Origin of the sequence: Thalassoglobus sp. (assembly GCF_048270125.1) — a bacterium.
In the GTDB taxonomy this organism is placed as follows: domain Bacteria; phylum Planctomycetota; class Planctomycetia; order Planctomycetales; family Planctomycetaceae; genus Thalassoglobus.
Window position 1 is genome coordinate 1 of sequence record NZ_JBLWTN010000039.1, and the last position, 23071, is coordinate 23071.

10 protein-coding genes are annotated in these 23071 nt (G+C 49.6%); 5 read left to right on the forward strand and 5 right to left on the reverse strand.

All coding sequences use genetic code 11. From position 1 onward, the window contains the following. The first annotated feature begins 107 nt into the window (after positions 1 to 107). Positions 108 to 542, forward strand: a complete 435-nt coding sequence (locus ACN0YR_RS23585) for a RidA family protein (protein WP_417851690.1) — start codon at positions 108 to 110, stop codon at positions 540 to 542. Positions 543 to 685: 143 nt separating this feature from the next. On the opposite strand, the gene ACN0YR_RS23590 is transcribed toward ACN0YR_RS23585, so the two are convergent. The 4 genes from ACN0YR_RS23590 to ACN0YR_RS23605 all read right to left on the reverse strand — a co-directional run bounded on the left by ACN0YR_RS23590 (position 686) and on the right by ACN0YR_RS23605 (position 5051). Then, on the reverse strand, positions 686 to 1396 hold the full coding sequence (locus ACN0YR_RS23590; protein ID WP_417851668.1) for a hypothetical protein: 711 nt from the start codon (positions 1394 to 1396) through the stop codon (positions 686 to 688). 195 nt (positions 1397 to 1591) lie between these two features. Then, entirely contained in the window at positions 1592 to 2992 is a 1401-nt protein-coding gene (locus ACN0YR_RS23595; protein WP_417851669.1) for a sulfatase, read from the reverse strand. Positions 2993 to 3370: 378 nt separating this feature from the next. Further along, positions 3371 to 4357: an ROK family protein gene (locus tag ACN0YR_RS23600; protein WP_417851670.1), complete on the reverse strand. Its 987-nt coding sequence runs from the start codon at positions 4355 to 4357 to the stop codon at positions 3371 to 3373. 112 nt (positions 4358 to 4469) lie between these two features. After that, positions 4470 to 5051 carry a hypothetical protein gene (locus tag ACN0YR_RS23605; RefSeq protein WP_417851671.1) on the reverse strand — a complete coding sequence of 194 codons (582 nt, stop codon included), beginning with the start codon at positions 5049 to 5051 and terminating at the stop codon, positions 4470 to 4472. 452 nt (positions 5052 to 5503) lie between these two features. On the opposite strand from ACN0YR_RS23605, the gene trpB reads away from it, so the two are divergent. Together trpB and trpA are read left to right on the forward strand one after the other, a co-directional pair. Then, positions 5504 to 6709 carry a tryptophan synthase subunit beta gene (trpB, locus tag ACN0YR_RS23610; RefSeq protein ID WP_417851672.1) on the forward strand — a complete coding sequence of 402 codons (1206 nt, stop codon included), beginning with the start codon at positions 5504 to 5506 and terminating at the stop codon, positions 6707 to 6709. Positions 6710 to 7054: 345 nt separating this feature from the next. Beyond that, the gene (trpA, locus tag ACN0YR_RS23615) at positions 7055 to 7876 is read left to right on the forward strand and encodes a tryptophan synthase subunit alpha (RefSeq protein ID WP_417851673.1); all 822 of its coding nucleotides are present in this window, start codon (positions 7055 to 7057) and stop codon (positions 7874 to 7876) included. A gap of 386 nt (positions 7877 to 8262) precedes the next feature. Here trpA and ACN0YR_RS23620 read toward each other — a convergent pair whose 3' ends face one another. Next, positions 8263 to 8787: a UvrB/UvrC motif-containing protein gene (locus ACN0YR_RS23620; RefSeq protein ID WP_417851674.1), complete on the reverse strand. Its 525-nt coding sequence runs from the start codon at positions 8785 to 8787 to the stop codon at positions 8263 to 8265. Between the two features lie 261 nt (positions 8788 to 9048). Here ACN0YR_RS23620 and trpE point away from each other — a divergent pair, with 261 nt between their 5' ends. Next, the gene (gene trpE / locus ACN0YR_RS23625; protein ID WP_417851675.1) at positions 9049 to 10533 is read left to right on the forward strand and encodes an anthranilate synthase component I; all 1485 of its coding nucleotides are present in this window, start codon (positions 9049 to 9051) and stop codon (positions 10531 to 10533) included. Positions 10534 to 10965: 432 nt separating this feature from the next. Beyond that, positions 10966 to 22959 (forward strand): inverse autotransporter beta domain-containing protein, encoded by an 11994-nt coding sequence (locus tag ACN0YR_RS23630; RefSeq protein ID WP_417851676.1) that lies wholly within the window; start codon positions 10966 to 10968, stop codon positions 22957 to 22959. Positions 22960 to 23071: the final 112 nt, after the last annotated feature.

Below are 23071 nucleotides of genomic sequence, written 5' to 3' on the forward strand. Positions count from 1 at the left end.
ACCGAATACGTTGACGGTTGGATGCAGTAAGGCCCATTGATTTACAGTTCACTCCAACCATAATATAACTGGAAATTTGCCCTCAAACAAAACACACCAGCCTCAATCTGGTCCGCACAGCGGACCCTACTGTCCCTGCGTTTAGCCATGGCGTTTCGGTTCCCGCAACCGCGCGAACCGTCTACGTTGGTGGCCAGAACGCGACTGACGCTGATGGCGTACTCGTTGGTGAGAATGATCTGTTTGCCCAAACGGTCAAAACGTTAGAGAATCTCCAAGCCGTTCTGGAAGACGCCGACGCAACCCTGCACGATGTGGTGAAATGGTCGGTCCTCGTCATCGAGGGCCAATCTGCAATGGATGGCCTTCGGGCATTTGGCTCTGTTTGGGGCAACCACCCGAATCCGCCTGCAATCACGGTGGCGTTCGTTTCGGGGCTGGCGATCCCCGGTGCATTAGTAGAAATCGAAGCCGTCGCCGTCGTCGAAGCGAAAGTAGGGTCTGCTATGCGGACCGAATACGTTGACGGTTGGATGCAGTAAGGCCCATTGATTTACAGTTCACTCCAACCATAATATAACTGGAAATTTGCCCTCAAATAAAACACACCAGCCTCAATCTGGTCCGCACAGCAGACCCTACTGTCCCTTCGGAGACTTTTAAGTGTCCAACCACACACGGGGTGCTACTCCGTAGCTGCGGGAGTTGGGTTGAGGATCATTCCCTGGTTCTTGCCGGGTAATGAACCGATGGAGCGGATCATTTCAAGGATCGAGGACTCTTCCCAATTGTCTTCGTTGACTCGCATGGAGAGTAGGACTTCTCCGTTTTTTCCGGGGAAGGCTCCTTCGACAAGGTGATACTTTTTGCGTGTGGGGGGATCTTGGCCGACTTCAAAAACGAAGAGGACTTCTTCTCCCTGAACATCGATCGGGAGACGAACCGTTTTCGATTCGTCCACAACAAGCGGCGTCCCTCCGCCCCCTTTTTCCATTAACGTTTTTCGAATGTGTCGTTGAACGTCCTCATCGGACCGGAACTGGCTGTTGATTTCAATCAGCGTCAACAATCCATCGCCTGCAAACCGTTCATAATAGACCCCTCGAATGCTCATCAAATAGGCTGCGTTAAGTTCAATGGTTCCCTTCGGTTGGTAGCTGTCAGGGATGTGGATCTCAACAATTTCTTGAGTCAGTTGCATGGCCCGGTCGGGATCTTCATAGATCTCCGGTCGAAACCACCACATTGCGCCGCTACATGCGCAGCAGAAGAAGAGCAGAATCGCTGAGACAAACCCGGCGACCAGTACCAGCATCGGGTGAGTGGGGCGGTCCTTCTCACTCTCTTCTGCAGCCAGCATTTTCTTACTGGTCAGTGGCTCCTTCTTGTCTGCCATGGTTTCCTTAATTTAAGAGCTGTTTTTAGAACCAGTCCGGAAACTTGTGGAATAGTCGTTGTTCTCAATGTTTGAGACAGCGAATTCAAGTTTCAGGATCTGTTCTAGAAATGATGTACGCGTTCTGCCTCGTGGAAATGAGCGATATTCTACATCAAAAGCACTCTCCTGGGGCACACGAAATATGTAAGTGTTCTAGAGGGGAATCTCCAGTTGCGACGCTGGAGCCGTTAATTGATCACGATGTGCTTTAACAAGCTTTTCGATTTTCGAAAGGATCTCAGGGTACTTTTCGTTCAAGTTGAAACGCTCACTGGGATCATGATGGAGGTTGTACAGCAGCGGGACTTCGTGCTTCTCACGTTTTCGGGCATCGGCACCATAAGCGCCCTGTGTGTAATAGTGTGCTTTCCATTCCTGATACCGCACCGCCATCAACTCTGTGCCACGATAATAGTACATAGTTTCGCGAGGGCTTTTCCCTTCACCGAAAAGAACGGGCGAGATATCGAGACCATCGACGATCCGGTCATCTGGGACTTTTCCGCCTGCCAGAGTGATGAATGTTGTATACAGGTCCATTGTACTTGCAAGTTCCAATGAGACCTGACCGGCAGCGATTTTCCCCGGCCACCAGGCGATTCCCGGCTCTCTCATCCCACCTTCCCAGGTACAGCCTTTTCCATCCTTGAGGAGTCCGGCTGTTCCGCCATGCTCATTAAAGATCAGCCATGGGCCATTATCACTTGTGAAAAAGACACAGGTGTTTTCGGCGAGTCCTTCGTCTTGCAGTGTTTTTAAAACCTGACCGACGGACCAGTCAATTTCTTCAATCACATCACCATACAGTCCACGGGCACTGTGGTTTTCGAACTCCTTGCCGCGAAACAACGGGATATGAGGAAGTGAGTGTGGCAGATACACGAAGAATGGCTGCTCTTTATTTTTCTTGATGAAGTCGACAGCGTGTTCGGTGTAACGCCGAGTGATCGTTGTTTGATCTGCAGGACGTTCTACGACTTCAAGATCCTGAAGGATGGGGACATTCCAGTATTCGACCTTTGGTTCAAGAAAAGCGGTCCGTCCCTTTGGAGCAGCGTCATTCAGGCGATCCATATCATTGGAATACGGAATACCGAAGTAAGTGTCGAACCCATTGTTCGTTGGCAGAAACTGTGGCAGGTGCCCAAGATGCCATTTTCCGAAACAGCCTGTCGCGTAGCCCGCTTCCTTGAGAGATTCAGCGAGTGTCACTTCCGATGCAGGAATTCCGCCACCTGAGTTCGGAAAGAGAACTCGTCGTTTGTCGCTGCACATTCCGTTTCGAATCGGAAGTCGCCCGGTGAGCAAAGCGGCCCGGCTCGGCGTGCAAACTGATGATGCGGAATAGAATTGCGTGAATCGCATCCCTTCCGCAGCCATACGATCCAGATTCGGCGTTCGAATCGTCGGGTTCCCGTAACAGCCGAGGTCACCATACCCGAGGTCGTCAGCGAAGATAATGACAAAATTAGGCTGGTCAGCTCCCTTCGCCGACACCGAAGTGAGTTGTGTGCTCAGAATAACACACAAAAAACCGAGGAGAATACGATTCATCTTGAGCAGATCCTTATTTTGATTAGAGGTGGTCCTGAAACTTGAAATTGCTCTCTCAAACGTTGAGAAAAGCGACGATCTCAGAGGTTTTCGGACTGGTTCTAGTTAAGATCTGCATCATGAATGGAATCGACTTCAGAGTCAATCAGCAGGCTGCGGGCTGATTGACTCGTCGAGCCACGAAAAGTTCAATCCTCTTAGAGCGGCTTGCTCTACCGTGTGCCCGTGAAGAACGCATTTCTTTAGAACTGATCCTGAAACTTGAAATTGCTCTCTCAAACGTTGAGGAAAGCGGCTATTCCAGAGGTTTTCGGACTGGTTCTATTAAAAATGCTGTTCGCCACGAAGCAGAACCTGCAAACCAATTCGAAAGAGGCTCTAAGCTGGGGAGAGTTGGTGCTCTGCCCAAAGTGCTGCTCCTAGCACGCCGGCGTCATCTTCGAGTTTTGCCGCGACGACTTCAAAACTGTCTCGGTAAGCTGGCATGACACGTTTGTTTGCTGAGCGTTGAACTTGGGGCACGAACAGTTCTGGCATCGCTTCGACCAAGCCACCACCTAGAACGACCATTTCTGGGCCGATCAGGTTCACAGCACTGGCGACAGCAATACCGATGTAGCGGGCAGCTTCGGAGATAATATCCTCGACCGCCTGGTCACCTTTTTGGATCGAAGATGACAACGCTCCACTGCGGATTTTGGAGAGATCAACGCCGGAGTTGTCTAAGAGGTTCGGGGCATCTCCACGGTAGGCGGTTCTTGCAGCTTGTGCAGCAATCGCAAGTCGACTCGCGACTGATTCCAGACACCCACGTTGCCCACACCCGCAGCGTGGACCGTTTGACATCACCTGAATGTGACCAATTTCAAAAGCGGAGATGCGCGAGCCGCGCAGAATTTCTCCCCGATAAATACATCCGCCGCCGATTCCTGTTCCAGCAAAGACAGCGATTGCTGTTCGAGTTCCTTTCGCAGCTCCGACTCTGTACTCGGCGTATGTCCCTGCATCGACATCATTCAGAACGGCAACGGGGCAACCCAGTTCTTTGGAAACCTGCTCTTGAAGTCGAACCTCTTCCCATCCCAGGTTGGGGAGATCAAGCAGGACACCTTTCTCCATATCGATTGGGCCGGGACAGCCAATCCCGATTCCCTTGAGTTGTTTCGGCGTGAGGTCCGCTTTTTTCAATGCATCCTGAATCGTCTCGATGATTCTGTCGACGCCCTGTTTGGCGCTTGTTCCTGGTTTAGTCCGTTTCTTTTCCTTGGCGAGGACTTTCCAGTCAGCGTCATAGATCTGGGCGAGCATCTTTGTGCCACCTAAATCGAAACCCATCCAGTATTTTAACTCATTGTCTGAAGTCATTGTTCCTCATTAACACGGTTGTCCCTGAAGGTTCAGGGGAGAGCGCGGGTTTGCCGTACTCGAATCACTATCGATGAAAACGGTCGATTCAAGGTCTCAGGGGCAGAGCTTATCAGTGATGCCAATTAATCATCACTTCAATTCCCTTCAACGTCAAATCCAGATTGAATCCGTTCTCTAAAGTGGGGACATGTGTGAAAAGAAAATCGTAAGCAGGCTCGACTTGCGATTGACGGTAGCTTGCATAGTACAGGAGATGATTACAGACGTACCGCCCGGCATTTCTGCTGAGTTCAGTAGGGACTCCATCTCTGAGTAATTCTCTGGCCAGAAATTCAAGATCAAGACGATTGGCAATTTCCGGTGGGCCATCTGCCACAATGGGTTTGTTCTGGCGGAGTTCGCCCGCGTTGTCCTGAATTGAAGCATCGTCCAGGTTCACACCCAGCGTTTCGAGCCGCAGAGTGCTCTGATGTCTACCAACGCCGAACGAGAGGACTAGAGATGGTTGAATTTCTGAAATGAGTCGATCGAAGATTTTTTCGACTCCTCGATACTCAACCGGGACAAGTTCTGAAACCAACTCGACTCCGTTCACAGTAATGACATCGTTTCTGATCGCGTCCACCAATTGTTGAGTCGGGTTGATGGGACAGCCCGGGAATGGTGGGAATCCGGTGATCAGGACTCTCATGGCAACTGCTTTGAATCAGGAGATTAGCTTTCAAGCCCTCTTTTCCGGGGCATCTTAAGCGTCTGGTTAAAATTGAAGGCAACTCTCGCCATCAGATCGAAACTTTCCCGGGAATTCGGGCTCACCTTGTTGACGCCCCCGATCATCTCGGAATAATGTCGATAAAGTTGAGATTTCCAGGAAGAGTCAACGCAAAACGCGACGACACCCTGTCAACACGATACTCAATGGATCGTGTGAATCATACAGTTTCATGCGATCTTGAGTGATGAATGTCATGTGTGATCAGAATTTGTGCATGCTTGTGGGCGTGCAACTGAATGAGAGCAACAAGACATTTTAGCATTGATGAACGATTCGCCCCTATCCGGAAACTTCCATCACAAAGAATTTCCTCAGTGTTTGAGAAAGGAAATTCAGGTTTTTGGATCAGCTCTTAGTGAGTTTGAGAAATGACATCTGCGACAAAAAGTGTTCCTGACGAACAGGGGCGATTTGGAGAATTTGGACGTCGATTCGTCCCGGAAACTCTGATGGCTGCTCTTGATCAATTGTCTGAAGAGTATGAGCGAGCAAAAAAAGACCCCGACTTTCAGTCTCAACTCGATCATCTGTTGAAGACATACGTGGGACGTGCCAGTCCGCTTTACTTCGCTGAGAGACTGACCGAACACTGCGGCGGCGCGAAAATTTTCTTCAAGCGAGAAGATCTCAACCATACCGGAGCACACAAAATCAACAATACCATCGGGCAAGCGTTACTGACGCTCCGCATGGGGAAAAAACGTGTCATCGCTGAGACCGGCGCCGGACAGCACGGTGTTGCGACAGCCACGGCATGTGCCCGGTTTGGGCTCGACTGTGTTGTCTATATGGGAGAAGAAGATATTCGACGCCAGAAGTTGAATGTCTTCCTGATGCGCAACATGGGGGCTGAGGTCCGCGGAGTTTCATCAGGTTCGAAGACGCTCCGGGATGCAATTAACGAAGCGATGCGAGACTGGATGGGGAGTGTTGACTCGACACATTATATCCTTGGCTCTGTTGTTGGACCGCATCCGTTTCCGATGATCGTTCGAGACTTTCAGTCAGTGATTGGAAAAGAGACCCGCGAACAGTGCATCGAATCGCTCGACCGACTCCCGGATGAAATTGTCGCCTGCGTTGGTGGTGGATCAAACGCAGCGGGGATGTTTTATCCGTTCATTGAAGACTACGACGTGAAGTTGACTGGAGTTGAAGCGGGCGGTCGAGGTCCAAATCCCGGCGACCATGCGAGCACGCTGACTTATGGGGCTCCTGGTATTTTGCACGGCAGCTACAGCTACGTGATGCAGAATGAAGATGGACAAACGGAGGACGTTCACTCGATCTCGGCAGGGTTGGACTATCCGGGAGTCGGCCCAGAGCACAGCTACTGGAAAGATTCCGGTCGCGTTCAGTATACCATCGCCAAAGATTACGAAGCGCTGGAGACCTTCCAATTGGTTGCAAAGCTGGAGGGAATCCTGCCCGCTATCGAAAGTTCACATGCTGTGGCACATGCCATGAAAGCTGCAAAGGAAAGATCAAAAGACGAAGTTGTTGTCGTCTGCCTGTCTGGTCGTGGTGACAAAGACATCAACGAAGTTGCCCGGCTTACAGAATTGGATGTTTAGAGTATCTTTCGAATTGGTTTGCAGAATCTGCCTCGTGGCGAACAGCATTTTTCTTAGAGAAATGCGTTCTTCACGGGCACACGGTAGAGCAAACTGCTCTAGAGTATTTCCAATACTTCTCGTGCCGGCGAAGATCGTAAGCGCTCGCCGTGAAGCGGAACGAGAAGACCAATATTGGATTGACCTTCATTTGCAGCATTTAGTTGAAGATTTATTCGCTCTAACAAAATTTGACCAAGAGATCGAAAGTCGTATAAGTCACCACGATTTCAACACTCTTGTCAGAGCTTCTTAGACGACGTTCATTGGTATTGGCTCATCGGTTTTCGATGTTGGGAGTGTTTTGTGGGATCTCGAATATCTGAAGTCTTTGCGACGTTGAAGCAAGACAAAAAAATGGCATTTATGCCTTTCATCACAGCTGGCGATCCTGATCTGGCTGGGACTCAAGAGGTTTTGAAGAGCTTGGCAGCCGCCCAGGTTGACCTCATCGAAATTGGATTTCCGTACAGCGATCCGATTGCCGATGGCCCAGTGATTCAAGCGTCATACACTCGCGCACTCGGCGCCAAGGTTACGGTCCACGCGATTTTTGATTCCATTTCAGAATTAAAGGATGAAGGCCTTCCTCCGCTGGTCGCAATGGTCAGTTACGCGATTGTCTTTCGGGTTGGGCTCGATTCGTTTCTGGAGCAGTGTGCCGAATCAGGAGTTTCAGGGCTGATTATTCCTGATCTTCCCGGTGCGGAGGCGAAAGAGGTCTTCGAGGCTGTGACATCAAAGGGGCTTGATCTCATTCAACTTGTCGCTCCAACCACTCCGCGCGAGCGTGTGAAGCAAATTCTCGAATGCTGCTCCGGATTTGTGTATTGCATTGCCGTTGCCGGAACGACTGGGGAAAGACGTGAAGTTGCTGATGCGTTGCTGCATCAGTTGAAATGGTTGCGAGAAGAGACTGATTTGCCGTTGGCTGTCGGATTTGGGATCAGTCAGCCGGAGCATGTTGAGCCACTGCGCGGCTTGGCAGAAGGGGTCATCGTTGGTTCGGCACTGGTTCGAGAATTCCAAAAAGTTGCGGATGGAGAGATTCCCGCTGACAAACTTGGAGAAGCGATCTCTGCATTCTCAAACAAAATGGTCGAAGCAGCACACGCGACGAAGCAGTAATCGCTTGGTAGAAAGTGCAAAGAGGGCTCGGATTCCTTGAAATAGTTGCAAAGAATCGATGAGAGGAGTTCGATGCCGATTTGGACAGAAATGCTCTTACTCCAGTCTTTGCAAGGGCTTGTTGCATTCCTGAAGAAATTTGAACTTGAATTGGCACGTGGAATGCAATGACTTATTTTGGTGACTGAGTTGCTTCGGCCTGAGAAACCGAAGCTGGGGGATTGAGACCCACCTCGTGAGAAAGGGTGAGTTAATATCTGAATCACCTACCATGAATGCATAAAGGCCGAGCGATGTGAGATACCGCTCGGCCTTTTTTGCGTTGATAGGTTTGAGTTGAACTCTTTGCCCTGTTCGCTTCTGGAAAGAAGTACGTCTGAAAAAAGTTAGTCTTGCTCAACCGAAGACGATTCTTCATTGAGAGATTGAATTTGATCGCGTAATTCCGCTGCCTGCTCGTAGGCTTCTTCTTCGATGGCCAATTTGAGCTCGTTCTTCAAGCGGATCAGTTCGTACTGCTTGCGGCTCTCTTCCGAGACTTTTGGTGGGATTTTCCCCACGTGCTGAGTTTCGCCGTGGTGAATACTTTCCAGTAACGGGATCAGCTCATCATGAAAGTGCTGGTAGTCATGCGGGCAGCCCAGGCGTCCCTGGCTGCGAAAGAGTTTATATGTCATCCCGCATTTTGGGCACGCTTCGGAAGTCGACTCGACGGGACTGTCCGAAGCGATACTTCCGATCGGTCCGATGGAGAGGGGATCTTCCAGGTCATCAGGAATTCCACCAACGTCGACCGTGTTGAGATATTCGCCCACACACTGATCACATAAGTGCAGTGCAACGGTTTTGCCGTTTTTGATTTCCGTAATATGGTGAGTGGCCTGCTTGTTGCAGCGGAGGCACTTTTTCATCGGAGTCCCAATTATTTTGGATGGTGAAGAGACCGCGCTGCGGCTGGAGATGACATCTCAGCTTCGGCACTGCTACCCATCTCAATTCTATTCAGCTGGAGTATCAAGTCAATCGGTACCGGATCTGTCGAGAAAAGGCCAGATGACCGACAGTTTAAGAAACGTAGGTCGCAATTCGATTGAAAAACGGTCTCTGACTCTCGCTCACCTCTTCGACAATCCATAAGATGTTGATACAGATTTTCTTCTCAGGCAGCGACGATGCATTACCACCCTTCATTTGAACAACTTGTCGGGCGAGTGGGGAACGCTGGATTCATTCCAGTGTACCGCAAGCTTTATAGTGATACATTGACTCCCGTTACGGCATTCTGCAAAGCCAATTGGTCGGGACAATCGTTTCTCTTCGAAAGTGTCGTCGGTGGTGAAAAAGTCGGCAGATACAGCTTTCTAGGAGGTGATCCGTTTCTGCGAATCGACGCTTACGGCAATGAGGTCGAAATCACTCGAGATGGTCAGACCGAAAAGAAAACCGTCGACGATCCACTTGTCACCTTGGGCGACTGGATCGACCAGTTTTCATCGGCCCCGCACCCGGATTTACCCCGTTTTGTCGGGGGAGCCGTTGGGTATGCCGGGTATGATGTCGTTCGATACACCGAGAATTTGCCCAATCCACCCGAAGATGATCGGAAGTTACCGGACTTTTCGTTCGCGTTTTACGATTCGATGATCATCTTCGATCATATTGAGAAGACAACGCTTGTTGTCGCTCAAGTTCCCACAGACACGGGAGACTTAAGAGGTGAGTACGACCGGGCATGTTCGCAAGTTGATGACCTCTGTGCTCGCCTGCAATCACCTCAGCGAATTCTTTCGTTGACTGATGTCTCACCAGATCCTCCCATGAGCCAGTCGTGGAAGTCGAACTTTTCTCAAGAAGAATATGAGCAAGCTGTCGAAAGCTGCAAAGAATACATCAAAGCCGGCGATATTTTTCAGGTGGTTATCAGCCAACGCCTCGAAGTCGAAACATCAGCGACACCCCTTGAAATTTACCGGGCACTGCGGGTTGTGAATCCGAGCCCGTTCATGTTCCTGCTGCAAACTCCCGGAGCGACTCTCGTTGGAAGTTCCCCAGAAATCATGGTCCGTGTCGAGGATGGAGAAACGACCATTCGTCCTCTCGCAGGGACACGAAAACGTGGAGAAACCGAGGAAGAAGACCGGGCACTTGCTGAAGAATTATTGTCTGACCCCAAGGAGCGGGCTGAGCACGTCATGCTTGTCGACCTGGCTCGTAATGATGTTGGTCGCATAGCGAAATACAACTCCGTCACTCTGAGCGATGTGATGGTTGTCGAGAAGTACAGCCATGTGATGCACATCACATCAAATGTCAAAGGCCAGCTGAGAGAAGGTTTGACCTGCCTTGATGCTCTTCGCGCAGGTCTGCCAGCCGGGACAGTTTCCGGGGCTCCCAAAGTGCGGGCCATGGAAATCATTGATGAGTTGGAAAAGCATCGACGCGGTCCCTATGCCGGAGCAGTCGGATATATTGACTATACAGGCGACATGGACACCTGTATCGCTCTTCGAACGATGGTCATGATCGGGAATAAAGCGTATGTCCAAGCTGGGGCAGGAATTGTGGCCGATAGCGTTCCCTCAGAGGAATATCATGAGACCCTCAACAAAGCCAAGGGGCTTTTGAAAGCCATTGCCGTCGCTGAGGCGTCAAAATAGTCGCTCAAAATCAGCGATTCACGGGACCTCTCAAGTGTCCGATTTGGTGTCTGGTTTATTGATTTTTTTGCGAATTGGCGATCTTAACACCTTCAGCTTGGCAGAACTTGCCGATCTGCGTGTTCGGAATGGCGTAAACTGATTCGAATCTTGACCATTCGTCTTCTTTCTCACTACAAGCCCCGATGCTTGGGCTTTTCTCAAGTGAAATTGACCTACCGCGGCTCGGAATTCTCCGAAAAATCCGCAAATCCCTGACTTCAGCCTTCCAATCCTCAGTTCCGGTCCAGTCGGCACAATCGGCTGCCGATAATTGATATGACCGGTACTACCGGATCAACTGGAAGAACGTATTTACCTGCAATACTTGGCACAATCGTCGTACTACGGATGGCGACGAGATGGCCACGGTCTCAGCTTTTGGGGCAGACAATGACGTCGCGCAAACCCTACCTCTTCGGATTGCTATTTCTCTTGTTCTTACCTTCCCTGTCTCATGGGCAGGTCGGTTACACCACGGACGAACAGGTCACGGGTGATGCCAGCGGAACGCTCTATTCCGCAGTCGTCCCACTCGCATTTCCGCGGAGTTACATCTTCGCGAGAGGTGATTTTGGTGACCGTCCAGGTGTTTTGGACAACTACTTCGCAACTGGTGGGTTCATGCCCATGCAGTTCCACGGACCTGACGAAGTCTTCTATCTAGAAGGCCAGGTCTGGTTGACGGAGCAGAACGAGAAATCCCTCGTCGGAGGTAACTTCGGTGTTGGTAATCGTTGGCTGATCAGAGACTTCTCACAGATGGTCGGTATCAATGCCTTCCTCGCCTGGGACCAAAAAGGTTCAGGGAACAACTACGACGGTGCGGGCGTCGGAGTGGAATGGCTCAGCGATTACCTCGGGGTCACAGCCAACGCTTACATCCCTTGGAATCGACGGGTCAACAAGTTTGGGAATGCGACACCCATTAAGGAAATGACTCACTTCACCGGGTCCAACCTGGCTTATGTCACCCTGCAGCCTGTCGAAGAACAGCTCCTTGGAGCAGACTTCGAAATCGGCTCAGCCATTCCGCGTGCGGAGTGGCTATCGCTGTTTGGTGGAGCTTATTACTTCGATGCTAAACAAGGAAATGATTTCTCCGGAATCAGCGGTCGAGCTCAACTCGACTTCACGAGCGCGATCGTGAACCTCGCTGTGACCGACGATGACCGATTCGGAACCAGTGTGAACCTCACTGGTGAGTTGCGACTTGGCGATGGTCCACTCGACTTCACTCCTCGATATCGGACTCTCGACAACCAAATGTTTGATCGTGCACGACGTCAGGCACGTATCCAAACTTTGCAGTACATCGCACAAGGCGAAGAAATTGCTATCAATCCTGCGAACGGATTGCCCTTTGAATTCATCCATGTTGATAACACAGCTGCTCCTGGCGGAGACGGGACATTCGAAAGTCGATTCAATCAACTTGACGATGCCAGCAATATGCCGACGGCTGATATCATCCTGGCATACAGCGGAAATACCGAGCACGGCGGACCGCATCTTAATGCGAACGGTGGTCTAGTTCTCGAAGACAATCAAATTGTTCTCGGAGAAGGCTACAACTTCTTACTGGAAACAGCGAACTTCCCCGGACTTCCTTGCCCATTGCCAGACTTTGCAATTGGTGCAACCGACAACCCGTACATCGCCGGAAACGCTGGTGCTGATCTGATTACCCTGGCGAACAACAACCAGATTCTCGGATTGAACATGCTTGCTCCGACTGGTGGGAATGCCATCGTTGGTACGGACATCACAAACACTGTCATCGACGAAATCAATCGTGATGTCATCTTCGGTGTTGAAAACACAGGTGCCGGTGGTGGAATTCTGCTGACCAACATTGGTGGAACTGCAGACATCACCAATATCGGGTTCGATATCACTGACCCGGCTGCCGCAGGCGGAATCGTTATCAACAACACAGATACTGCAGACCTGACTCTGACGATCAACAACGATCTGATGAAATTCCCAGGCTTAGTCGTGATGGGTGGTCAAACAGGAATTGGAATCGCAGCAGACAACTCAAATATTGCTGCTGATATCGACAACATCAACAACAGTGACAGTGAAACGGGAATTGCGATTGTAGGCCGCAATGCTGCGAACATCACAGCGGTTGTCGACAACAGTAACTTCACCGATTCAACTGGCGATGGATTGAATGTTGACCTCGACATGTCCACCGCGACTGCGATGTTCACGAATGGTTCATTCGACAATTCTGGTGACGCTGCTGGCGACAACGCGATTGATGTGACTCTCACGGATAATTCCGTATTCAACCTGGGATTGACGAACATCACAGGCGACAATGCGTTTGATGACGGAATCTTCGGAAGCATTGATGACGGTTCACAGCTGACAATCGTGGCCAACGATACATCCTTCTCAGGTGCACAAAATGGAGACGGACTTGATATCGATGCCACGATGGGTTCAATCTTTAGCGGGTCATTCATCAATGGCTCCTTTGCTGATGCTGGTGGCAACGGAATTTCACTCGACTTCGATGGTATGGGAACCACAGGTGTTCTGACTCTCGACAATGTTCCGCTTGATAACGCAGGGTTGAATGCTCTGGAAGTGATCGCGGACAACAACGCTGTTGTGACTGTCACAGGAGACGGAATTTCCGGATCTGGTGCGGGTGAGGATGGAATTCACCTCGACGCTGACAACACTGCGACAATTGGTGTCGTCTTGACAAACACTGGATCGTTCGCAGGTGCGGGCAATGATGGTGTTGATCTGACCAACGACAATGGTGGTCGTATCATTCTGAATGCAACTGGCGAAATGGGAATGCCAATCGACTTCAGTGGTGCCACCACTGGAAACGGATTGATCTCAACAGCCAACGGGTTAGGAACTCGTACTGATATCGATCTCGTATCAGGTGCGAACTTTGACAACGCTGCTATCGACGCAATTAACATCAGTTCAAATGCTGGTGCTTTTACCACACTTGATGGAACGATGATCTCAGGTGCTAATGCTGGAGATGACGGAATTCAGCTCAGCAGCAATGCTGGAAGAATTGATGTCAACATCACGCAAGCTGGCTCCTTCGCAAATGCAGGTCAGGCAGGTGGTGGAACTGGAGATGGAATTGACATCTTCAACGAAGCTGGTGGAAGAATCACTCTCAACCTGGCGGGTGATGGCGGCAGCATTATCGACTTCAGCGGAGCGGAACAAAACGGACTCGTTTCGAATACCGATGGCGATGGGACTGTGACGGGCATCAACTTGTCAACAGGAGCCATGTTCGATAACGCCGGTGAGGATGCAATCAATCTCACCAGCACCGACTTGGGCATCACTCAACTTGTTGGAAGCATGGTTTCTGGATCAAATGCTGGTGACGATGGGATTGATCTGAACAACGATGGTGGAATGATCAACCTCCAACTCACAAACACTGGCTCATTTGCAAATGCTGGTCAGAATCTGCTGGGTGGAGGCGATGGAATCGATTCCGTCAATGACAACGGCGGAGTGACAGCGATCAATATCTCTGGAGCCGGCGGGATGCCTGTTGACTTCAGTGGTGCAGAATTGGATGGACTCTACTCCTCGACTGGCTTAAATGCCTCGACGGACATCGATTTCAACACTGGGGCGATGTTTGACAATGCTGGCAATCATGCAATTCATCTCGAAGCCAACGATGCCGCTGGTGTAAGCCTGACCGGAGACAATGTTTCTGGCTCAATGGCTGGCAGCCATGGAATTCTCATCAACGCTGAGAACTCTGCTGGCGTCGTGAGCACTGGAGTAGACGTGAATCTCACCAACACAGGTTCCTTCGCAGGAGCAGGTGGCGATGGCCTTCAATTCAACGGTACAGACGGTGCTGATATCAACATCAACATCGCTGGCACAGCTATGACTCCTGCTGACTTCAGCGGGGCTGCGGTCCGAGGAGTGAACGGGAATCTTGATGCCTCTATGGGTATCTTGACGCTCACCAACACCAACTTTAATGGACCACTCGGTAGCGATGGCATGTTCATCGATGCCAACAACGATTCTGTCTTTGTCGGAACAATCACCGACTCGACCTTCAACGACGCCACAATGGGTGACGGAATTGAAGTCAACATGGATGGATCAGCAGGAATGTTGACCCTGACCAATGTTGATGCCAACAACGCCGGTGACAACGGGCTCATGCTTCGAGCCGATGACACTCTGGCACTTGGCAGTTCGACGCTCGATGTGAATCTGAACAATGTGAACCTCAACAGTGCAACTTCGGACGCGATCAATGTGATTGCCATGGATGGCGGATACATTGATATCGATGGCACCGATGTCGACGGCATGGACGCCGGAGACATGGGTGTCCAACTCAGTGCTATTGCGAGTCGTATCGACTTCACACTGAACAGCACCGGGACAAACAACTTCACAAACTCTGGCGATACCGGTTTGGTCTTCAACGGATCAAACATGGCCACCATCAATGTGAATGTTTCGGACACCAACTTTGATGACACAGTTCCTGGCGGATTTGGAATCAACGGAAGTCTGACCGATTCCGTAGCAACATTGAATCTCACCGACGTGACTGCGAACAATGCCGAGTTCGCTGGACTGCGAGTGCGAGCAGATAACTCAACCGTAAGCGGAACACTCTCAAATGTTGAGCTCAACGATGCAGGAACCGATGCAATCTTTATCCAGGGGCTCCTTGGAGCAGATGTTGACTTCACGATGAGTGATATCTCTGGCCTGCGAGCTGGAGACGACGGATTTGACATCGTCACAACGGATGCAATGACAGACGTCAACATTCAAATTGACGATTCAGATTTCAGCAACTCAACGAACAACGGACTGGAATTTGACTTCCGTTCCTCGTCAAACATTACATTCAACTCTGACACAGGGTTGACAGTCAATATGGCTGGTGCTGATTCACTGAACCTGTTCGGTGACACACTGGCAACAGCAGATATTGACATCACTAACGGCTCATTAATGCCTGCTTTCGATGACATGACCGACGCCACCATCATGGGTGGGGCCATCGGAGATGTTCTGATCGATCCAACTTCAGCGGCTGGAGCAGGTGACAACGGTCTTGAATTCAACGTCACGACTGGTGGTCAGCTGAACTTCACACTCGGTTCTCCAATGGGACCAGATCCTGACTCACCACTCTCAACAACGATGGACCCTGTTGGAAGCAATGGAGTCATCGGAACAATCGATGCTGGTACAGTCAACCTGACCTTCAACAACAGCGACATCAATTCTGATGGAAGTTCCACGGGTGACGGTATTAACGTGACCGGAACCAACGCTTCAACCTTCAACCTGGATCTCAACAACAGCGATGTGAACGGCTGGGGGAACGGCAATGGTATTATCGTTGCGATGACCGACTCAACAGCTGGCATCAACTTCAATGGCAGCACTGTCAATGATGCGGGATTGAATGCAATCGACCTGACATCAAACGGGACATCGACAATCGATGTTGGATTTGATGCCAATGGGACAACAATCCAAAACACTGGTGGCACTGCAATCAATGCACTTGCCAATGGTGGAACAATCAACTTCGACTCTCCTGGCTTCTTGACAGTTGACACCACTGGCGGACAGGGAATTGCCCTGAACGCTCAGAACGCTGGTACCATCGACTTCCAGGCGATGAACGGATTGACGATCGATGGAGCTGGACAAGCTGGTCTTCTCATCGATGCGGAAACAGGCTCGATGGTTACCGTCGATGCAATGGGCACGATGGCGAATCCCTTGTTGATCCAAAACTCTGGAGGTCAAGGTGTTGCCGTCAATGCTGATGGAGATTCCATGGTCGATGTGACCCTCCGAAATGGATCGATCCAGGGCAACGGCACAGATCCAATGTTCCTTCCCGGGCATGGTATTCAAGCTGTCGCGAACGGTGACATGGTGATGGGTGATGGATCATTGATCAACCTCACGCTGATGGACATCGATATCACAGGCAACACAGGAGACGGTGTGAATCTTGTCGCCAACATGGGTGACAACACAATGATGGGAATGCCAATCACATCGGGAATTAATTATTCACACAACGGTGGAACGATTGGAAACAACGCTTTACCACCAACAGATGGCGTGACCGGCTTCGGAATCAGTGCGACCGCCAATGGTGGCGGAATGGGATCTGACACGATCATCGGACTCTCGTTGAACAACGTGTCTGTTCTGAGTCCTCCACAACCACCAGGAAACGAAGAAGGTGCAATTAACCTTGTCATGAACAATGGTGGTGTGATTATTCAGGATATCACCGGCGGAGAACTCTCCGGACCAGTTATGGTTTGTGCAGATGGAAATGGCTCGTTTGCCTCGCTGTCTCTGGACAACGTTCTGATTAAACCAAGTGTTGATGGAGCTATGGATCCGGACGCCGCTGCGATTGTCCTCAAGGCAATCAATGACGGTAGCGTCGAAGCAAACTTCAGCAACATGACTGGAGCAACAGCGATCAGCGGTCATGGGGCCCAAGCTGTCGCCTTCCTGGCAGACACCGGTGGTCAAATTAACGCGACTTTCACGAATATCGAAATGAACAACAACCTGCTTGGGCTCGGGACTCTCACAGGTCCACTTCCAGCAGGTCATCCGGATGAGCCAATCTTCACGGGTGTGGGCTTCGGACTTGAATCCGTCGTTCAAGGTCTTGTTCAAAATTCAGGTATGGCAGCTTCCTCAGCGAATGTCACATTCACCGACGTGAACATTTTTGACAACGCCGGAGCGAACGCTTTTGAAGTTGATGTCTTAAATGGCGGTCAACTCAATCTGACGGTTGACAACATGACGACCTTCAACAACGGTGCACAAGCCGGCGAAGGTGAGTTCCAGGTCAATGTCGAAGATGCAGGATCAGTTGCGACGATCAATATTGATGGCCTCACAGCCAACGACAGCGGAGGAATCGGTGTCAACCTGATCTCCAGCGGTGGCGGAGCCTTTAACATCGAACAACTCAACGACATCACAGCGAACAACGCTACCGAAGGTGGTTTTGTCCTTCAAGGAGATTTGGTTGACAACGGAGATGCACTCAATCCAACAGTTGTGACTCTCAGCAACTCCAGCTTCAACAATGCCATGGGAGGTGAAGGTGTTCTCATCGGCCTCAACACTTCAGGAGAGACTGAGTTAAACGTGACGAACGTCATGGCAAACAACGCGAATGCAGCAGCATTATTTGGAGGAGTTGATCTCGTCCTTAATAACAACGGTGTTGGTGGTGATCAAACAATTAACGTAACGAACGTTCAATCAAATGATTCCACTGGTGTTGGGTTGTATTCTGCAATTATCGGGCTTGATGCCACGAGTACTGGTTCGATCAACGTAACCGGATCATCTTTCAATAATGCTACAGAGGAAGGCATCCTCACCGAGTTCGTAGGAGCCCCCGGTTCAACTGTAACCATCGACATCACAAACACCAACGCGATGAATGCTGGTGCAGATGGATTCGGAGTGGACAACATGGGTGCAGCTATCACTGACATCAGCTTGGATACAGTGAATGTGAGCGGAGCGGGTGACAACGGTGTTGATATCACAGTTGCAAACCAGATCGTTCCGATCAACGTTTCGCTCGACGCAGTGACAGCTGACGATACCGACAGCACTGGAATCTTAATTGATCTGGACAACATTACTGGTGGTGACTCAGCAGTCAGTATTGCAAACTCAACTGCTAACAACACGATGATGGGAACCGGTGGTGGAATTGACATCAACCTCGATGGCGTGACCGGCGGAACTCAAGCGATCAGCCTGGACAATGTCTCCGCACAAAATGCTGCGGGAGTTGACGGACTGGACATTACCGTTGCGAACACTGTCGCAACCGACATTGTTGACATCGACATCACTGGCTCCAACTTCGACGGAGCAGCGATGACCGGAGTTGACATCAACGTCACAGGTCCAGCGATTTCCAACATCGATATGACCGACACCACAGCGAACATGGCTGGGCTGGGCGGAGTTGACATCAACCTCGCGGATGCTCAAGACATGAGCAGCATCACACTAAGCAATGTTGACGCAGTCGGATCAATGGGCGGAAACGGACTCCTCGTTGACGCAACACTCGCAATGGGTGCAACCATCGACGTCGGCATCAACGGCGGCATGGGCGGAGTCAGCGACTTCTCCAACTCCTCCGGAAACGGCGTGCTTCTCGACATCACCGGAGATGCAACCAACACCATCAATTTGTCTGTTGACGGCTTAACCGCCAATAAGAACGGTGGAGACGGATTTAACTTTGCAGTGATCAATGGTGAAACTGTGGATGTTAAAAACTTCACCAACGTCACCACGAACGAGAACATGTTGAACGGAATTGATCTCCAGGCAACGAATGGAAGTAAGGTTGAATTCGACTCGATTGGGGGAGGTTCCTTTGGTGATATCACTTCTACAGGTAATCAAGAAAATGGCATGAACATTGAAGTCAATACGGGGGCAATGTTTGGCCCGGTTGATTTTGCAGGGGCGAACAATCTGTCGAATAACAGTCTTGGAAGTGCAAACTTTCATGCTCTGAACATTGACGTTCGCGATTCTAATTCGTCAGCAGAATTGAGCTTCAATGATCTGACCATTGCAAATACGGCTCTCGATGTTGGCGGCAATCCTCTAGGCGGCGGGATTAATCTGGCGGTCCAAGATATGAACGCATCTTTGATATTTAACTTAAACGATAGTTTAGTTCAAAGAAGTGTTCGATCTGGAATCAGATTGAATGCTACGAATGGTGGAGATTTCGAGGGGACGTTCAAGGGCGTTGAGATCCTTGATAACGGAGTTGGAGCAACAACTCGAGGTGAAGGTTTCATTGCGAACATTCAGGGAGCAAACACAACCGCTGAAATCGTCTTTTCTGATGTTCATTCAGACAACAACTCCACAGGCAGTGGATATCTGATCAGTGTCGAGTCTGAAGGATCACTTGACTTAGCCATCAATGATGGCACAAGTGGAAATGGAAATGCTAACACTGGTATGATCATCAATGCCGACGGAATGAATACGAATCTGACAGTCACTTCCACCGGTGCTAATGTCTTCAGTAACAATATGGGCATGGATGTAGGTGCTCCAGTTGCTGTTACAGGTGACGGTGGCGGTATTGAGATCAGTTTGACTGATCAGGTGACTGCTGGATTGGGACTAAGTGTTTCAGCTACGGGGAATGCTGGCGATGGTGTGAGCATTGTGACCGACAACTCCAGTGTTGATCTGACGATGTTGAGTCTGAACGGTGGAGGATTGGCTGTTGATGGAAACGCAGGGAATGGACTTCGAATCGATCTAGATAACCTTGCTAATCCGTTCGATTTCATTCTTGATGATTTCACTATCAACAACAATGGTTTAAGCCAAGCAGACATCCGACTGGCAAATATGTCGGTTGATAATATCTTCATTGGAGATGAAAACGATAATGGTACCGGCGTGAGTGTAGCGAGTGCCTCAGGTACCGGAGATGGTGTTCGCTTGAGTCTGGATAACATGACGGTGAATAACAACTTCAGTATCCACCGCCTCTCTGCGTCAGGAAATGTTAACAGCGGACATGGCCTGAACATTGAGATAAACGATAGTACACTGACGAACCCCGCTACAATCACGGAGAGTACATTCACATCGAATGGACAAGCTGGTGCAAGAGTCCTGCTGGAAAATGGTTCACAGGCAACATTCCAGGCATTCCAGACAGTTGATGGTGTGAATCGGTTTACCAATAACTTTGAGGAAGGGATGCTATTCGAACTGCATGATGAGATGAGTAGTTTGGATATTAATAATTTTTATGGAAACCTGATTACAAACAACATGGGAATAGGATTGCATATCATTGCAGACGAGCCTCTTCAAGCTCCGAACGATCTTGATATGATCGGACCAAGCTTGAATGTTGTTATTGGAGACTCTGCTCGTACTGTGAATACTATTACAGGCAATAGAGATGCAGCAGTTGCTCTCGATATGAGAGCTGATTCAACTGGAACGTTCAGCATCGAAAATTCAATTCTGGCTGGAACGCTCAATGGTGCTGATGCTAAACACTTCGGAGATGGGTTGGCGGTCTTGCTTTCCAATGGTGCTAGGCTTACGGGATTAGAATTGGATGGAGCGGGAGCAATGCTCAATCTTAATAACAATGCTGGCAGTGGTCTTAGAACCAATATTACTGATGTCTCAGAGATGACTAATTTCGTAGTTCTCAATAGCTTGATTGAGGGGAATCAGCAGCATGGTATTAGTGTTGAGAGAATGGTTGAAGCGGTTTACACCAACGGTGTAGTTATTGGTGGTCCTGGAGAAGGTAATATCATTCGGAATAATGCCCTGAACGGTATTAATATTGTGCATAGCAACTCACCGTTGACGCTGACGATGGACTTGGACATCACCGGGAACCAGCTGTCTAATAACCGCCAAGACGGAATATTTGTTCAAGCGAAATCTGATGGCCGAGTCACTGGTAATATCACTGATAACGATATCACTCTTAGCCAGGTAGGTCGTGACGGAATTCATTTCCAGATTGACAATGATGCCGATTTAGGAAGCGAGTTGCTAGCAAATGAGTTCTTCTCGATTGATGGGAACTTCATAAATCAAGGGGCTCTCGGTCGTGACGGAATTCATTTCGATATCAATCGTAGCGTTGGTTTCGTCGCTGGTCCCGGAAATGCTTTTGCTCATGTACTGATCAACGATAGTCTGACTCGACAATCACAAATTATAAACAGTGGTCGTCATGGAGTCACGATTCTGGATGACAGCGGCTTTTCGAACCCTGGAGGACCGATTACACAAAGCCGCTACAGGATCAATGACACTCTGATTCTGAACAGTGTGCAAGACGGCGTTCACGTTGAACAGCGTACAATCAACCCACAATTTGTTGACTCTCGTCAAGGTGGTGTTAGCGTGGAACTCACCGGTAGCGATGGCGTGGGGGCAAACGGCATGCGAATCGTTGGAAGTGGTAATAACGGAGTTGATTTCGATTTCCGATCTGCAGCAGTTAGTGCAAACGAAGCGGGTCGAAGAATAGATAATGTTCGTAACAACGTGTTGATTCAAAACGCTCGTGTTACCTCCAGCGGAAATAATGGAGTCGATTTCTTCTTCACTGATTCATCTAACACTGGAGTCCCGTTACAAGCAGGCGGTGCTAACATTCAATTCGGTGGCGACAGTGCTGATTATGTTCACGCCAATGGGCCACTTCCAGCTTTGACCGATTCACGTGTGTTCGTGCAAAGTAATACTAACGATGGTATTCATGTACAAATTGACTCTCGAGGGTTCTTGGGCACAACCAACCGAACAGTGACCAACACCACTATGAAAGGGACAGAAGTACTATCCAACGGTGGGCGAGGGTTGTTTGTGAGTGCTCAGCATGACGCAATGTTCTCTACTACAGGTAGTTCAACACCATCGGACACATCAACTAGGTCGGTTTGGGTGATTGGCGATTTGGCAGCTCCATTTCCATCTAACCGTTTCAATAACAATATGATGGAAGGTGTTATCTTCGACACACAAGCACGTGCGATTAGTCAGAATGTATTTACAGGTACTGTGGCTACAGCAAGAACACGTAACAACCCCGATGTGTTTGTGCTTGTAAACGTGAATCGTAACCCAAATAATGGTACTCGTGTGAGTAGCCAACACTTCTTTGGAGACATTCTTAATCCGAACATTGATCCATCTGGAGATGAAACTCGACGACGTGTAACGACAGATGTTGAGTTTTATAACAATCAAGTCAACTCGAATGGTACTTCAGAAGGACGTGATGGTTTGGTCTTTTCAGTTGGAACTCTCACTCGTATGAATGCCAGAATTCAAGCAAACCAGTTTGATGGTAATGGCGGTTTCGATGTGAATATTTTCCCTGTGCATTCCAATGAGCTAGTATTGCCAACGTCAATTGATGTTGGAGCACCAACTGCAGACGACCGAATTGTTTATGACCCAGTTGCTTACATGGACGTCATTTTCGGAGGTCCGCTAGCTTCAGATCGAAACAGTGCGCAATCTGTTCAAGTGCTTTCAAACGGTACAAACACATCAGCGATCACACAGACTGGCATCATCAACCAAGCTGATGCGTTTAAAGCAACAGTACGACCGGTTTATATGATGGGACTAGTACGCTTCGATTCGGAATGGCAGACTTCCTTTGAGGATAACCAGAACCCCGGCAGCTTCCTGGATTTACCAGCGACTGGGCTGGCTGACTTCATCAACGGTACTTTTGCGACTCCAGTCTGGCCTGATATGGTATTCCCCCCATCTCCGTAGTTCTAAACCACTTAAGACAGCGTAGAGTCCGCATTACGGACCTTGGGTTGGCGAATTACTAACACATCAACTTCAACATGGTCGCGAGTCACTACGGTGGCTCGCGACTTTT